This window comes from Kitasatospora sp. NPDC088134 (genome assembly GCF_044741705.1).
Taxonomy (GTDB): domain Bacteria; phylum Actinomycetota; class Actinomycetes; order Streptomycetales; family Streptomycetaceae; genus Kitasatospora.
The window spans coordinates 90319-105309 of the sequence record NZ_JBIUTD010000002.1 but is presented as its reverse complement, the minus strand read 5'-3'; the positions used below and the strand labels follow the sequence as shown (position 1 = coordinate 105309).

The following is a 14991-nucleotide window of genomic DNA, read 5'->3' as shown; positions in this document are numbered from 1 at the left end:
TCACCCGGCCCGGTGCACCTCGTGCAGGAAGCAGCCGAACTCGACGGCCCGGACGTGCAGCACGGCCGTCTCCGGATCGGCCAGCAACTCGGCGGCCAGCGCGGGCAGTTCGGCGGGTTCGCCGAGCCGGCCACCGAGGATGCGGCCGTCCGCGCCGTAGGCCCGCAGCACCCGGTGGGTGCCGTGGAAGCCGTCCGGCCAGCCGCCGGCGAAGCCCGCGCACGGCTCGGCGTGCAGGAAGACCGGGCCGGTCTCCACGTACGCGCCGGGGTCGCAGCCGGTCGCGGCGGCCCAGCGGCGCAGCGGCGCGTAGGAGACCAGGGCGATCCGCTCGCCGGGGCGGGCCCGGGTGAGACAGCAGCGCAGCGGGTGGCCGCCGTCCTCGACGGTGAAGGGGACGGCGGGGCGCCCGGCGTCGTCGGTGCGCCGCAGTTCGGCGAGCACGGCGGCGGGGACGGCCCGGACCTCGGTGGCAGTGGCGGTGGCGGTGGTGTTCACGCCTCCAGCCTGCGCCGCCGGGGCGGCCCGGTCCGGCGGCTTCCGGACGTCGCACTGCCGCCGCCCGGCGCGGACCCCGGGCCCGGACGCGGCGCGGCCCGCCGCAGGAGGGTGTCCTGCGGCGGGCCGCGGTGCGCGACGGTCCGTCAGCCGCGGTGGCTGCCGGGGGCGATCTCCTTCATCTCCTCGAAGCTGAGGCCGGCCCGGGCCATCGCCCGGGCGGTGTTCCCGTCGACGCCGAGCTTCGCCAGTTCGGCGATCTGGCCGGCGGTCAGCTCGGTGGCGGGCAGGTCGCCGTAGTCGGCGTCGCCCGCGGAGCCGGCCGTGGAGCGGCCCATCGAGGCGACCAGCTCCTTCACCTTGTCCAGGTCGAGCACGGTGGCGCCGGTCGGGGCGGTCAGCGGGGCGGTGTCGCCGGAGAAGCCGACCCGGAGCGGGAGGTGCGCCGAGCCGTCGGCCTTGTCGTCGAGCTGGGCGAGGTCGAACAGCACGGCCTGCGCCCGGCCGTTCTTGATCTGCACGTCGGCGGAGAGCTTGCGGTCCGGGACGTCCGAGAGGTCCTCGTCCTCCAGCGGGAGGGCCGGGGAGCCGGGGATGCTCCGGGTGAGCGCCTTGGCGGAGTCGGTGAAGCTCTTGACCAGCGGGCGGAGCGGGGCGGAGACCCGGATCACGTCCGCGTCGCCCTCCTTGCCCTTCTCCTCCAGGGTGACGTTCTTGCTGAACGCGTCCTTCAGCGACTTGGCGAACTCCTGGACGGCGGCGCCGTCGGCGCCGGGCAGGCCGTCCGGAAGGGTGGCGCGGCCGATGTCGTTGGGGTCGATCTTGCCGGAGTCGCCGGGCTTCCCGCCCTTGGCGGCCTGCTCGGACAGCTCCTGGAGCTTGCCGAGGTCGACGGCGAGCCACTTGCCGTCGACGACGTCCTTGATCGGGGCGGCCGCGGGCGGCAGCTGGGCGACCGCCTGGTCGATCTGGGCCGGGTCCTGGCCGGCCAGGCCGGCGATGCCGCGGACGTCCGCCTGGACGTACATCTTCCGGTCGACCAGGCGGATGTCGGCGTAGGTCTTGCCGGACTTCTTGGCGGTCAACGTGTAGCCGACCGCGACGCCCTTGAGGTCGTAGGGGTTGGTGGTGCCGGTGTAGCCGTTCTTGAACGCCTCGCTGTCCTTGAGCGGCTTGTCGGACGTCAGGGTGACGGACAGCCGGAGGTCGCCCATCAGGTCGGCGGCCTGCTGCTCGATCGGGCTGTCGACGGCCTTGCCGAAGGCCACCACCTGCTCGGGGGTGGCGTCGAAGGACAGGTCGATCCGGAGCGACTTGGCGTCGCCGAGCTTCTGGAAGGCGTTGTCGAGCTTGTCGCCCGCGCTCAGTTGCTCGACCGTGCTGCAGGCGGCGAGGCCGGTGGTGAGCGCGACGGCTCCGGCGGTGAGGGCTATGCCGGCGCGGACGGAGCGACGGGTGGGGGTGTTGATGGCAGGCTCCTGCGGCTGAGGACGATCGCGGGGCCCGGACGGCCCTGGTCGCGGAGCCAAGCTCAGCACAGTGGTGCGTCCCCCCGCACACGAATATTTTAACCGTCCTTTGGGGGGCGCGGCGTCAGAGCGCGCTGCCGGCCTTCCAGTCCGCCCAGCTCAGGTTCCAGCCGTTCAGGCCGTTCGACGGGTTGACCGTCCGGTCACCGGAGTTGACCACCTCGACCACGTCCCCGACCATCGAGCTCCCGAAGAACCTGGCCGCGTTGGTGCCCGGGTCGCCGCCGCCCTGGACGTCCTGCAGGGCGATGCAGCCGTGGCTGGTGTTGGCGCTGCCGAACTGCGCGGCGGGCGACCAGTAGTTGCCGTGGATGAAGGTGCCCGAGGTGGTCAGCCGCTGGGCGTGCGGGACGTCCGGGATGTCGTACTCGCTGCCGAGCCCGACCGTCGCGGAGTTCATCCGGGTCTCCTGGTACCGCTCGGAGATCACCATCTTCCCGCCCCAGGTGCGGTGGTCGGGGGCGCCGCCGATCACCGGGTAGGTGGCGCTGACCACGCCGTCGGTGGTGACGGTGAGGGTGTCGGCCCTCAGGTCGGCGACCGAGACCTGGCTGCGGCCGACGGTGAAGGTGACGTCCTTGGACTGGGTGCCGTAGACGCCCTTGGCGCCGGCCACGTCCTTCAGCCGGAGCTTCAGGGTGACCTTGGTGCCCTTCGCCCAGTACCGCTCGGGGCGGAAGTCGAGCCGGGTGGCGTCGTACCAGTGGCCGACGACCTCGACCGGCGGGTCGGCGACCACGGTGATCGCCTGCTCGACGGCCTTCCGGTCGGTGACCGGCTTGTTGAAGTTGATCGACACCGGCATGCCGACGCCGACGGTGGAGCCGTCCTCGGGCGTGAAGTAGCCGACGAAGGTGTTGGCCGGGGAGGCGGTGGAGAAGCGCGCGTTGGCGTCCGCGGGGCGCTTGTCCTTGTCGACCGCGGCGGCGGTCACCGCGTACGTGCTGCCGCTGGCCAGCCGGTCGGTGGAGGTCCAGCTCGCGCCGTCGGCGGCGAGCTGCCCGGCTATCGCCTTCCCGGCGCCGTCGGTGACGGTGACCGAGGTCAGCGTGCCGTCCTGGACGGTGACGGTGACCGGGTCGGCGAACGGCGCGGCGGTGGTGCCGTCCGCGGGGCTGACGGTGATCTTCGCGACCGAGGGCTTCGGAGTGCTCGACCCGGCCGGGGTGCCGCCGCTCGCACCGGACGCACCGGACGCGCCGGTCCGGCCGGTCACGTCCTTGCTCCCGGAGCAGGCCGCGACCAGCAGCACGGGCGCCCCCAGCAGCCCGGAGAGCATGCTGCGCCGGCTCCAGCCGCCGCCGCGCGGCCGGTCCTGCTTCTCCGCTGCGGTCACGTCCACGCTCCTCGGTCCAAGATCACGCATTCATGTGTAGATCGTACGAGAGTACCCAAGGAGTCCATAGAACGGACAAAAGCCCGGTCGGGGGCACCGGACCGGGCTTCTGCGGCTGCCGCGCGGGAGTCGGCGGGAACAGGTGTCACTGCACCTCGTACTCGTCCCAGCTCTCGTCGTCCGGGTCGTAGTCGGTGGTGGCGGACTCCCAGGTGGCGGAGGCGAGTTCGACACCGGGAACGTCGCCGAGCAGGGCGACCGGGTCGACGAAGTGGGCGAGCGAGCCGGTCGGGTCGACCTCGATCGCCTCGGTGGCCTGGGCCCGCTCCTCGTCGTCCAGGTACTCGTCGTCGGCGACCTGGCTCAGGGCGGCGGCCTTCAGGGCCTGCTCGTCGGTGATCTCGGCGATCAGCTCGATGGACAGGCGGACGTAGCGCGGGGCGTCCTGCTCGGGCAGGTCAGTGCTGGTCATGACAGTGAGCGTAGGCGGTCCGCCGGGCCGAGCGGAAACGGCCCTGCCCACCGCCCCGCGGCACCCCGCCGGAAACGCGGCGAGGGCCGGCCCGGGCGAACCCGGACCGGCCCTGCCGCCTCGCGCGCGCTCCCCCACCCGGGAGCTCGCGGAGCCGCGCCTCTCGGCGCGTGATCTGCCGCGGGAGCCGCCGCACCCTGTCCTGGACAGGGGCGGGACGACGGCGTCCCCCACGGACGGACACGGCGGGCCGGGTCAGGGCCGACCGTCGTGTCGCCGACGGCCCCGGGGTCCGGGGAGCCGCTCCCGTTACCCGCCACCGCCGTGCTCGGCTTCTTGCCGTGCTTCAAAGATGCCCTGCGCGTGTTAACCGGATGATGCGCAGCTGTGACGTCCGCGTACCGACTTTTCGCTCACCCGATCGGCGGACAGGGCACCTTGAGCGGGTGTCAGTGACCGGCCCGGGCAGTCAGGAAGGCCAGCAGGTCCTGGCGGGTGACGATGCCCTGCGGCTTGCCCTCCACCAGCACCACCACCGCGTCGGCCTTCTCCAGCACCGACATCAGGTTGGTCACCGACTCGCCGGAGCCGACCACCGGCAGCGGCTTCGACATCACGCCGTCCAGGGTGTCGGTGAGCTGGATGCGCCCGCCGAACAGCCCCTCCAGCAGCTCGCGCTCCACCACCGAGCCGACCACCTCGCCGGCCATGATGTCCGGGTGCCCGGCGCCCGGGGAGACCACCGGCATCTGCGAGACGCCGAAGTCCCGCAGCACCCGGACCGCCTCCGCGACCGTCTCGCCCGGGTGCATGTGCACGAACTGCGGGATGCCCTCGTGCTCGACGGCGTCCTTGCGGGCCAGCACCTCGCCGATGTGCGCCTCGTCGGTCGCGGTCGGCAGGAAGCCGTAGTCGGCCATCCAGTCGTCGTTGAAGATCTTCGACAGGTAGCCGCGGCCGCCGTCCGGCAGCAGCACCACGACCACGTCGTCCGGACCCAGCTCGCGGGCCACCTCCAGCGCCGCCACCACGGCCATCCCGCAGGAACCGCCGACCAGCAGGCCCTCCTCCTTGGCCAGCCGGCGGGTCATCCGGAACGAGTCCTTGTCGGAGACCGCGACGATCCGGTCCGCGACGTTCCGGTCGTACGCGGTCGGCCAGAAGTCCTCGCCGACGCCCTCCACCAGGTACGGCCGGCCGGTGCCGCCCGAGTAGACCGAGCCCTCCGGGTCCGCGCCGACCACCTGCACCTTGCCGCCGGACGCCTCCTTCAGGTAGTTGCCGGTGCCGGAGATGGTGCCGCCGGTGCCGACGCCCGCCACGAAGTGGGTCACCTTGCCCGCGGTCTGCTCCCAGATCTCCGGGCCGGTGGAGTGGTAGTGCGAGGCCGGGTTCTCCGGGTTGGAGTACTGGTCCGGCTTCCAGGCGTTCGGGGTCTCCCGGACCAGGCGGTCCGAGACGTTGTAGTACGAGTCCGGGTGCTCGGGGGCGACCGCGGTCGGGCAGACCACGACCTCCGCGCCGTAGGCCCGGAGCGTGTTGATCTTGTCCGTGGACACCTTGTCCGGGCAGACGAAGATGCACTTGTAGCCCTTCTGCTGGGCCACGATCGCCAGCCCCACCCCGGTGTTCCCGCTGGTGGGCTCGACGATGGTGCCGCCGGGCTTGAGCGCGCCGGAAGCCTCCGCCGCCTCGATCATCCGCATGGCGATCCGGTCCTTCACCGAACCGCCCGGGTTGAAGTACTCGACCTTGGCAAGCACGGTGGCGCTGATGCCCTCGGTGACCTTGTTGAGCTTCAGCAAGGGGGTGTCGCCGACCAGCTCGATGATCGAATTGTGGTACCGCACGGGGGTCCTCCCGGTCCGTGGCATCACTGATTTTCCCGAAACCCCCAGCCTAGGCCCCCGCCCCACCCCCAACCCCCCACCACGGCCACCACCCCGGACGGGAGACCGGCCCCCGCCACCTCCGGCAGGCGAACCGCGAACTTCCGGAAGAGACACCCCCGCCCCGGCCGCAGACCGACAAACCGCCTCCGGCGGGCGGACAACGGCTCCCCGGGAGAGACACCCCGGCCCGACGGGAGCACGGCGCAGCCTCGTCCCTCTCATCAGCTCCCCCGGCAGGCCCCCAGCAGGTCGCCCCGGCCCGACCGCAGGCCGGCGGACCGCCTCCGGCGGGAGCACGGCACAGCCACCGCGCCCACTCACCCGCCTCCGGCGGGCGGACAACGGGTTCCGGGGAGAGGCACCCCCGGTCCGGCCGCAGGCCGGCAGGCCGCCTCCGGCGGGAGCCCGGCGCGGGCTCGCCCCCCGCTCCCCGTCCGCTCCCCCTGGCAGGCAGACCGCCCCCACTGGGAGCACGGCACAGCCGCAACGCCCACTCACCCGCCTCCGGCGGGCGGATCACGAGTTCCCGCCGGAGGCACCCCCGGTCCGGCCGCAGGCCGGCAGGCCGCCTCCGGCGGGAGTGCGGCGCGGGCTCACCTCCCTCTCTCCGTCCGCTCTCCCGCCCCCCGGCGGGCCGGTTCGCTCTCCGGTCCGGCCGCAGGCCGGCAGGCCGCCTCCGGCGGGAGTGCGGCGCGGCTGCGGTCTGCTCTCTCGTCCGGCAGGTGGGTGGTTCCCGGTAGGCGGGGGTGGTGGGCGGGTACCAGAGGGGGGAGCGGAGCGGAGGGAGAGGGGGTTGCCGGATGGGTGGATCGCAGGCGTCGAGGGCCCGGGTGGCGCGGCGGATCGCCACGGCGGCGGCGTACGGCGGCGGGGGGCTGGGGCTGCTGGGGGTGGGTCTGGCCGGGTTGCTGCTGACCGAGAGCCGGCTGGCGGTGCGGGCGATCGGCCTGCTGGAGGGTGATCCGCCGCGCGCGGACGGGGTGTACGGGGAGGCGTTCGCCGACCCGGCGGACCGGCGGGCTCCGCTGGTGCTGGCGTTCCTGGGCGACTCGACGGCGGCGGGCCTGGGCGTGCAGCGGGCCCAGGAGACGCCGGGCGCGCTGCTCGCCGCGGGGCTGGCCTCGGTCGCGGAGCGCCGGGTGCGGCTGGTGAACGTGGCCCGCTCGGGCGCGCGCTCCTCCGACCTGGCCCGGCAGGTGGAGGCGGTGCTGCCGGCCCGGCCGGAGGTCGCGGTGGTGATGATCGGCGCCAACGACGTGACCCGGCACGCCCCGGCGGCGCGCAGCGTCCGGGAGCTGGGCGAGGCGGTGGGGCGGCTGGTCTCGGCGGGCTGCCGGGTGGTGGTCGGGACCTGCCCGGACCTGGGGACGATCAAGCCGGTGCGGCCGCCGCTGCGCTGGGTGGCCCGCCGGGTCAGCCGGCAGTTGGCGGCGGCGCAGACCATCGCGGTGGTGGAGGCGGGCGGCCGGACGGTCTCGCTGGGCTCGCTGCTGGGCCCGGAGTTCGCGGCCCGGCCGGAGCTGTTCGCGGCGGACCGCTACCACCCGTCGGCGCAGGGGTACGCGACGGCGGCGATGGCGCTGCTGCCCTCGCTGTGCGCGGTGCTGGAGCTGTGGCCGCAGGACGTCCCGGCGGCGGGCGCGGCGGCCGAGCCGCAGGCGGTGCTGCCGATGGCGATGGCCGCGGCCGCGGCGGCGGGGCGTTCGGGCACCGAGGTGTCGGCGGCCGGGCCGGAGAACGGGACGTGGCGGTGGGCGACGCTGAAGCAGCGGTTCCGGCTGGCGCTGCCCGGCAGCGAGGAGGCGGGGGCGGCCGTTCCGGCGGAGGGTCCGGAGCCGCGGGCGGGCGCGTCGGCGAACTCACATCCGGAGGCGGATGACGCCGGAGCTACCAAGCGGTAACTTTCCCGGGGAGATCCACCGGATCGCCCGTCCCGAGGTCACTCAGCGAGGAGCCCGCCATGCCCGAAGCCGTCATCGTCAGCGCCGCCCGTTCGCCGATCGGCCGGGCGTTCAAGGGTTCGCTGAAGGACATCCGCCCGGACGACCTGACCGCGCAGATCATCGGCGCGGCGCTGGCCAAGGTGCCGGAGCTGGACCCGCGGCAGATCGACGACCTGATGCTGGGCTGCGGCCTGCCGGGCGGCGAGCAGGGCCACAACCTGGCCCGGATCGTGGCCGTCCAGATGGGCATGGACTACCTGCCGGGCGCGACGATCACCCGCTACTGCTCCTCCTCGCTGCAGACGACCCGGATGGCGCTGCACGCGATCAAGGCCGGCGAGGGCGACATCTTCGTCTCGGCCGGCGTGGAGACCGTCTCGCGCTCGATCCACGGCACCTCGGACGGCATGCCGGGCACCATGAACCCGCTGTTCGACGAGGCGCAGGCCCGCACCAAGCACCGCGCGGAGACCGGCGGCGGCGAGTGGCACGACCCGCGCGAGGACGGCCTGCTGCCGGACGCGTACATCGCCATGGGCCAGACCGCGGAGAACCTGGCCGCGCTGAAGGGGATCTCCCGGGCCGAGCAGGACGAGTTCGGCGTGCGCTCGCAGAACCTGGCCGAGGCGGCGATCGAGGCCGGCTTCTGGCAGCGCGAGATCACCCCGGTGACGCTGCCGGACGGCACCGTGGTGAGCGCGGACGACGGCCCGCGCGCGGGCGTGACCCTGGAGGGCGTGTCCGGCCTGAAGCCGGTGTTCCGCCCGGACGGGACCGTGACGGCCGGTAACTGCTGCCCGCTGAACGACGGCGCGGCCGCGCTGGTGGTCATGTCCGACACCAAGGCCCGCGAGCTGGGCATCACGCCGCTGGCCCGGGTGGTCTCCACCGGCGTCTCCGGCCTCTCCCCCGAGATCATGGGCTACGGCCCGGTGGAGGCGTCCAAGCAGGCGCTGAAGCGGGCCGGTCTGTCGATCGGCGACATCGACCTGGTCGAGATCAACGAGGCCTTCGCGGCCCAGGTCATCCCGTCCTACCGGGACCTGGGCATCGACCTGGACCGGCTGAACGTGAACGGCGGCGCGATCGCGGTCGGCCACCCCTTCGGCATGACCGGCGCCCGGATCACCACCACGCTGATCAACTCCCTGCAGTGGCACGACAAGCAGTTCGGCCTGGAGACCATGTGCGTCGGCGGCGGCCAGGGCATGGCGATGGTCATCGAGCGCCTCAGCTGAGGCCGTCGGTGGCACTGTGACGGGCGTCTCACCCGTCCGGAGTCACCGAGCGTGATTGAGGGCCGGATCACACCTCGGGTGCGATCCGGCCCGTTTTTCGTCCGCCCGGGAGCGAATTGTCGACGCAGCGGATTGGATCAACTCCGCTGCGTAGAACGGTATTACCTAACAATTTGAGGACGAGTCGGAAAGTCCCCCGCAAACCGGACATCAGCCACTGCAGTAACGGCGGCCGATACGGCAGTGTGGAGGCGTAACCCCGTTCCGCTCCTCGTTGGGAGTACGTTCCGTGAGTGCCCTCTTCCTCTCCCTGCTGCTGGTCCTGATCGTCCTGACCGCCGCCGTCCTGCTCCACCTCCGCGCCCTGGCACGGAAGTTGGACACCGCCGCCCGGCCCGCCCCGCAGTTCGACGAGGCGCTGATACGCCGCGCCGTTGCCGAGGCGCTGGCCGCCGACCGGGAGCGGGAGATCACCGAGGCCCGGGCGTTCTGGGCCGAGCAGGAGGCCAGGGCCGCCGAGGACTCCCCGCTGTTCGACACCCCGTTCACCACCGTCGGCGAGGACTGGCCGATCTTCTTCCCGCGCCCGACCGGGCCGCAGGAGGCCGTGGACAACGGCGGCGTGATGGACCCGGAGTTCAACGAGGCGCTGCGCAGCGCGCTGGAGGACCTGATCAAGGAGGGCCCCGCGGACGGCGGTTCGGCCGCCCCCGGGCACGACGGCCCGCGCCACCCGGCGCAGGGCGGCGGCTTCGCGGCCGCCGGCGACAACGGCGACGTCCGGGCCCGCCGGGAGGCCGACCTGCTGGCCACCGGCCTGGAGGCCGGGCTGCTGGATGCCGAGGCCGAGCCGGCCGCCGCGCCGGACCCGCGCCGCCACCCCTCGCACCCCGACTTCGTGCCGAGCCCGACCCCGTCCCGCGAGTGGACCGACGACCGGCTGGCCGCGCTGGCCGAGGACTGCGTCGCGCTGACCGACGTCCGCCCGGGCCCGCTCGGCACCCTGGACGTGTACGCCTTCGCCGACGGCACCACGCTGTGCGTCGCCCCCGGCGACCGGGAGGCCGCCTACCGCCTGATCGACGCGGTCCGGGCCGGCGAGGACGTCCGGCTGCTCGGCGGCTCCCGGTTCTCCGGCTCGTACTCGCTGACCTTCTCCACCGACGACGAGGCGGTCTACGTCCTCGCCGACCGGGTGGTCGCCTCGATCTGACCCACCCGGGACGCCCGCGAAGGGGCGCCGACCGCGCGGCAAGGGGTTGCCCGCACCCGGTCGGCGCCCCTTCGCGTTGCCCCGCCGGGCAGTTGGCGGATCGCCGGTGACGGATCGCCGGGCAGTTGACGGACCGTCAGGCGGTGCGGCGGTCCGTGTCGTCGAGGTCGGCCAGCGCGGCGGCCAGCTCGGCCGGGCGGTCGGCGGCCGCGAGGGCCAGGTCGTGGCCGGTGACGGCGATCTGGTCGCCGACGGCGAACGCCCCGCAGTCCGGCACCGGCAGCGGCGGCAGGCCCTCCAGCGCGCGGGCGGCGGCGGCCAGCCGGTCGGCCAGCGCCAGCGCGGCCGCGGCCCGGGACGGGTGGCCCTCGACGGCGGCCAGCAGGCGGCTCTGCGGCATCGCCCGGAACCGGTCCGCGAGCCGGTCGGCGGCGGCGCTCAGCCGCTCGGGGGTGGCGGGGTCGTGCGCGAGGTCGTGCGCGGGGCTGTGCTCGGACATGGCCCCGAGCGTAGCCAAAAAGCCGGCGGGCCCCGGAGGATCGCTCCTCCGGGGCCCGCCGGCCGTGCCGCAGGTCAGTCGTCGCCGCGCAGGATGGCGATCAGGCGCAGCATCTCCAGGTAGATCCAGACCAGCGAGAGCGTCAGGCCGAAGGCAGCCCGCCAGGCCTCCTTCTCCGGGGCGCCCTGGCGGATGCCCTGCTCGATCTCGGCGTAGTCGAGGGTCAGGAAGAACGCGCCGAGCGCGATGCCGACCAGGCCGACCAGGATGCCGAGCGGGCCGGAGCGCAGGCCGAAGTCGGCGCCGAACATCATGGCGACCAGGTTGACCATCATCAGGATCGTGAAGCCGATGGCGATCGAGATGCCGATCCGGGTGTAGCGCGGGGTGACCCTGATCCGACCGCTCTTGTAGGCGATCAGCGTCGCGGCGAACACCGCCGCGGTACCGAGCACGGCCTGGATGGCGATGCCCGGCTTGTACATCTCGAAGGCCTTGCTGATCGCGCCGAGGAAGAAGCCCTCCAGCCCGGCGTAGGCCAGGATCAGCCCCGGGTTGACGCTCCGCTTGAAGCTGATCACCAGGCCGAGGACCATCGCGACCAGGGCCGCGCCGATCGCCGGGGCGAAGTTGTCCATCGGCAGGGCGAACCAGGCGACGGCACCGGCCGCGACCAGCGTCAGCAGCGTCATGGCCGTCCGGGCGACCACGTCGTCCATGGTCATCCGACCGGTCTGCAGCGGGCCCGCGGACGGGGCGCCGTACATCTCGGCGAGCTCGGCGTCCGTCGGCGTGCCGACCGCGGTGGCCGGGGTGCCGTAAGGGTTGTTGCCGTACGGGTCGTTGGCGTACGGGCCGCCGGCCGACGGGGCGCCGTACGCGGGCCCGGGCTGGGCGGCCGTCTGCGTGCCGAATCCCGCGTAGTGGTCGTCGCGGGTGAAGGACCCCTCCCGCGAGAAGACCGGGTTCCTGCTTCTCATCACATTCCCTCCGGGGCGGCACGGCACCACCCACACACAGCACAACGGTAATGGTTTGGCAAAGTATTCCGCGTCAGTCGTGAGGAGGATTCCGTGTCGCCCGCACGGGGGGACGCCGAACGGGCAGGGTGGGTTCCGCACGTGACGGACGATCAGAAAGGCGGCCCCCGATGGCCGAGGAGCTGTACGCCACCCTGAAGACCAACAAGGGCGACATCGTGGTCCGGCTGCTGCCGAACCACGCCCCCAAGACGGTCAAGAACTTCGTGGAGCTGGCCACCGGCGAGCGCCAGTGGATCGACCCGAACACCGGGCAGCCCAGCAACGCGCCGCTGTACGACGGCACGGTGTTCCACCGGGTGATCGAGGGCTTCATGATCCAGGGCGGCGACCCGCTGGGCAACGGCACCGGCGGCCCGGGCTACGAGTTCGCCGACGAGTTCCACCCGGACCTCGCCTTCACCAAGCCGTACCTGCTGGCGATGGCCAACGCGGGCCCGGGCACCAACGGCTCGCAGTTCTTCATCACGGTCTCCCCGACCACCTGGCTGACCGGCAAGCACACCATCTTCGGCGAGGTGGCGGACCCGGCGAGCCAGCAGGTGGTGGACGCGATCATCGGCGTCGAGACCGGCCGCAACGACCGCCCGGTGCAGGACGTGGTGATCGAGAAGGTCGTGGTCGAGACCCGCTGACCCCGGGGCCGACGCCCGGACGCCGCCCGCTCCCCCGGTCGGGGAGGGGCGGCGTCCGCGCGGGCGGGCCGGAGCGGCGTCAGTCGGTCTTGATGCTGCTCAGGATGTCCAGCCGGGAGGCCCGGCGGGCCGGCCAGAGGGCGGCGACGATGCCGACCAGGGCGGCCAGGCCGAGGAACAGGAGAACGCTGCCGTACGGGATCACCGTGGTCAGTCCCTTCAGGTCGGCGGCCAGCACCCGGAGGGTGGCCCAGGCGAGGAAGCAGCCGAGCAGGACGCCGATGAAGGCGCCGAAGAGCGAGATCACCACGGACTCCAGGCGGATCATCCGCTTGATGCCGCGCCGCTCCAGGCCGATCGCCCGCAGCATGCCGATCTCGCGCTTGCGCTCGAACACCGACATGGCGAGCGTGTTGACGACGCCCAGGATGGCGACCACCACCGCCATGCCGAGCAGGCCGTACATCATGTTGAGTGCGGTCGAGATCATCCGGCTGAACCGGTTCACCAGGTCCTTCATGGTCTGGACCTCCATCACCGGGTTGCGGCCGGTGGCGTCCTTGAGGGACTGCTTCAGCTCGGCGGTCGGACCGGCGGTGCCCTTCACCAGGATCTGCTGGACCAGCGGGTGGGCGTCGTGGCTCTCGATCAGCCGGTTGGACGCCACGATCGGGGAGAGGCCGTCGGTGTGCGCGAAGACGCCGCCGACGGTGAGCGTCACCGCCTCGCCCCGGGGCGGGGTGGCCCGCAGGGTGGAACCGACCGCCAGTCGGTGCTTGGCGGCGAAGTCCGCGTCGACCAGCACCTGGTCCTGTCCGAGGGCCGCGGTGGAGCCGGACTTCATCGACAGGTTGACCAACTGGTCGAAGGCGGCGGCGTCGTAGCCCTCGATGGCACGGCCCTCGCCCACGCCCTCGATGTCCCACCAGACGTTGTCGACCGGGCTGGACGCCTTCACTCCGGCCGCCTTGGCGATCAGCGGGGCCAGGTCGTCGGACAGCTCGCGGTGGTTGGCCATCGCCACCAGGTAGTCGGCCTTCATCGTCCCGCCGACCATCGAAGTGAGGGCGCTGGTGACCGAGTTGCCGATCACGGTCAGCGTGGAGACCAGGGTCAGGCCGATGGTCAGCGCGGCGGCGGTGGTGGCGGTGCGGCGCGGGTTGCGCACCGCGTTCAGCCGGGCCAGCTTGCCGGGGGTGCCGAACACCTTGGCCAGCAGCGGGCCGACCAGCGCGATCACCGGGCGCGACAGCAGCGGCAGCAGGACGAACACGCCGATCAGGGTGAGCCCCGCGCCCACTGCCAGCAGGAGCTGGGCGAGCCCGCCCGTCCGGTTCGCGCCGACCAGGATCAGCCCCAGGCCGGGGAGGGCCAGCAGCGCGCCGATCGCGTTGCGGATCAGCAGGCCGCGCTGGGTGGTGGGCTGGTCGCCGCTGCTCATCGCCGCCACCGGGGGGATCCGGGAGGCCCGGACCGCGGGCAGCAGCGCGGAGAGCACCGTCACCACGACGCCGGTGACCAGGGTGCCGACGACCGTCGCCGGAGCGATCACCAGGCTGCCGGTCGGCAGACCCTCGTTGAAGGCGTGCAGCAGGGACTGCAGGCCCGCACCGATGCCGATGCCGGCGAGCAGGCCGACCAGCGAGGCGAGCACGCCGATGGCGAGCGCCTCGACCAGCACCGAGCGGGTCACCTGGCCGCGGCTGGCGCCGACCGCGCGCAGCAGGGCCAGCTCCTTGATCCGCTGGGCGATCAGCATGGTGAAGGTGTTGACGATGATGAAGATGCCGACGAACAGCGAGATGCCGGCGAATACCAGCAGCATGGTCTTCAGACTGCCGATCGAGTCGGCGACCATCTTGGTCTGCTCGTCCTTCAGCTGCTGGCCGGTCTGCAGCTGGTAGTCGGCGCCGGCCAGCTTGCCCTTGGCCTGGTCGAGCAGCTGGGCCTCGGAGGTGCCCGCCTTCGCCGTCAGGACCACCGAGTTGAACCGGCCGGGCTTCAGCAGGCGCTGCTGGGCGGTGGCGGTGTCCATCAGGGCGAGCGTGCCGCCGGAGCTGACCTGCGGGTCGTCGGTGGTGAACACGCCGGTGAGGGTGGTGTCCTCGGCTGCGCCGTTGCCGGCCACCCGGACCTTGTCGCCGACGTGGTAGCCGGCCTTGTCGGCGGCCTGCTTGTTCAACGCGATCTCGCCGGCGGTGCGCGGGCCGCGGCCCTCGGCCATCGGGTAGCGCAGGTCGGCGCCGGAGGCGTCGGGGGCGAAGTTGGCGCCGCGGGCGCTCCACGCCTCGCCGATCAGGTTGCCGTTCTTGTCGGCGACGGCGGTGAAGCCGGTGACCACGCCGCGGGCCCGGTCGGTGCCGGGCAGCGCGGCCAGCTCCTTGACCGTGGCGTCGGTCAGCGACTTGTCGTCCTTCTCGCGCGGCTGCGGCTCCTCGCCGGGGCCGCCGCGGTCGCCGCCGCCGTGGCTGGAGACCAGCACCGAGACGTCGGAGAAGCTGCTGGAGTAGCTGTTGCGCATGGCCTGGCCCATGGTGTCGGAGAACACCAGGGTGCCCGCCACGAAGGCGGTGCCGAGCATGACGGCGAGCGCGGTCATCAGGAGTCGGCCCTTGTGGGCCAGCACGTTGCGCAGTGCGGTGCGATACATGGGGTCAGTCCTGGGGTGGTGGCGGTCGGTTCGGCGACTGACGGGC

The 14991-nt window shown here is 73.1% G+C and carries 12 protein-coding genes; 4 read left to right on the top strand and 8 right to left on the bottom strand.

Translation table 11 applies throughout. From position 1 onward, the window contains the following. The 5 genes from ACIOHG_RS04035 to ACIOHG_RS04015 all read right to left on the bottom strand — a co-directional run bounded on the left by ACIOHG_RS04035 (position 1) and on the right by ACIOHG_RS04015 (position 5709). A complete protein-coding gene (locus tag ACIOHG_RS04035) occupies positions 1–498 on the bottom strand; it encodes a DUF1203 domain-containing protein (protein WP_400945022.1) in 498 nt (165 codons plus the stop codon). A 146-nt stretch (positions 499–644) separates the two neighbouring features. Beyond that, on the bottom strand, positions 645–2027 hold the full coding sequence (locus ACIOHG_RS04030; protein ID WP_400945020.1) for a hypothetical protein: 1383 nt from the start codon (positions 2025–2027) through the stop codon (positions 645–647). Between the two features lie 64 nt (positions 2028–2091). Continuing rightward, positions 2092–3369 carry an Ig-like domain-containing protein gene (locus ACIOHG_RS04025; protein WP_400945018.1) on the bottom strand — a complete coding sequence of 426 codons (1278 nt, stop codon included), beginning with the start codon at positions 3367–3369 and terminating at the stop codon, positions 2092–2094. Between the two features lie 139 nt (positions 3370–3508). Next, positions 3509–3835 carry a hypothetical protein gene (locus tag ACIOHG_RS04020; protein ID WP_400945016.1) on the bottom strand — a complete coding sequence of 109 codons (327 nt, stop codon included), beginning with the start codon at positions 3833–3835 and terminating at the stop codon, positions 3509–3511. Positions 3836–4284: 449 nt separating this feature from the next. Then, the gene (locus tag ACIOHG_RS04015; RefSeq protein WP_400945014.1) at positions 4285–5709 is read right to left on the bottom strand and encodes a cystathionine beta-synthase; all 1425 of its coding nucleotides are present in this window, start codon (positions 5707–5709) and stop codon (positions 4285–4287) included. Positions 5710–6527: 818 nt separating this feature from the next. Here ACIOHG_RS04015 and ACIOHG_RS04010 point away from each other — a divergent pair. From ACIOHG_RS04010 to ACIOHG_RS04000, 3 genes are all read left to right on the top strand, one after another. Further along, positions 6528–7628: an SGNH/GDSL hydrolase family protein gene (locus ACIOHG_RS04010; RefSeq protein WP_400945013.1), complete on the top strand. Its 1101-nt coding sequence runs from the start codon at positions 6528–6530 to the stop codon at positions 7626–7628. A gap of 59 nt (positions 7629–7687) precedes the next feature. After that, entirely contained in the window at positions 7688–8908 is a 1221-nt protein-coding gene (locus ACIOHG_RS04005) for an acetyl-CoA C-acetyltransferase (RefSeq protein ID WP_400945011.1), read from the top strand. A 289-nt stretch (positions 8909–9197) separates the two neighbouring features. Continuing rightward, entirely contained in the window at positions 9198–10121 is a 924-nt protein-coding gene (locus ACIOHG_RS04000; RefSeq protein WP_400945009.1) for a hypothetical protein, read from the top strand. A gap of 136 nt (positions 10122–10257) precedes the next feature. Here ACIOHG_RS04000 and ACIOHG_RS03995 read toward each other — a convergent pair whose 3' ends face one another. Then, a complete protein-coding gene (locus tag ACIOHG_RS03995; RefSeq protein WP_400945007.1) occupies positions 10258–10620 on the bottom strand; it encodes a hypothetical protein in 363 nt (120 codons plus the stop codon). Between the two features lie 74 nt (positions 10621–10694). After that, positions 10695–11600 (bottom strand): Bax inhibitor-1/YccA family protein, encoded by a 906-nt coding sequence (locus ACIOHG_RS03990; RefSeq protein WP_400945005.1) that lies wholly within the window; start codon positions 11598–11600, stop codon positions 10695–10697. 170 nt (positions 11601–11770) lie between these two features. Between ACIOHG_RS03990 and ACIOHG_RS03985 the strand changes: the two genes are divergently transcribed. Further along, a complete protein-coding gene (locus ACIOHG_RS03985; RefSeq protein WP_400945003.1) occupies positions 11771–12295 on the top strand; it encodes a peptidylprolyl isomerase in 525 nt (174 codons plus the stop codon). Positions 12296–12374: 79 nt separating this feature from the next. Here ACIOHG_RS03985 and ACIOHG_RS03980 read toward each other — a convergent pair whose 3' ends face one another. Beyond that, a complete protein-coding gene (locus ACIOHG_RS03980) occupies positions 12375–14945 on the bottom strand; it encodes an ABC transporter permease (protein ID WP_400945001.1) in 2571 nt (856 codons plus the stop codon). Between the last annotated feature and the right edge of the window lie 46 nt (positions 14946–14991).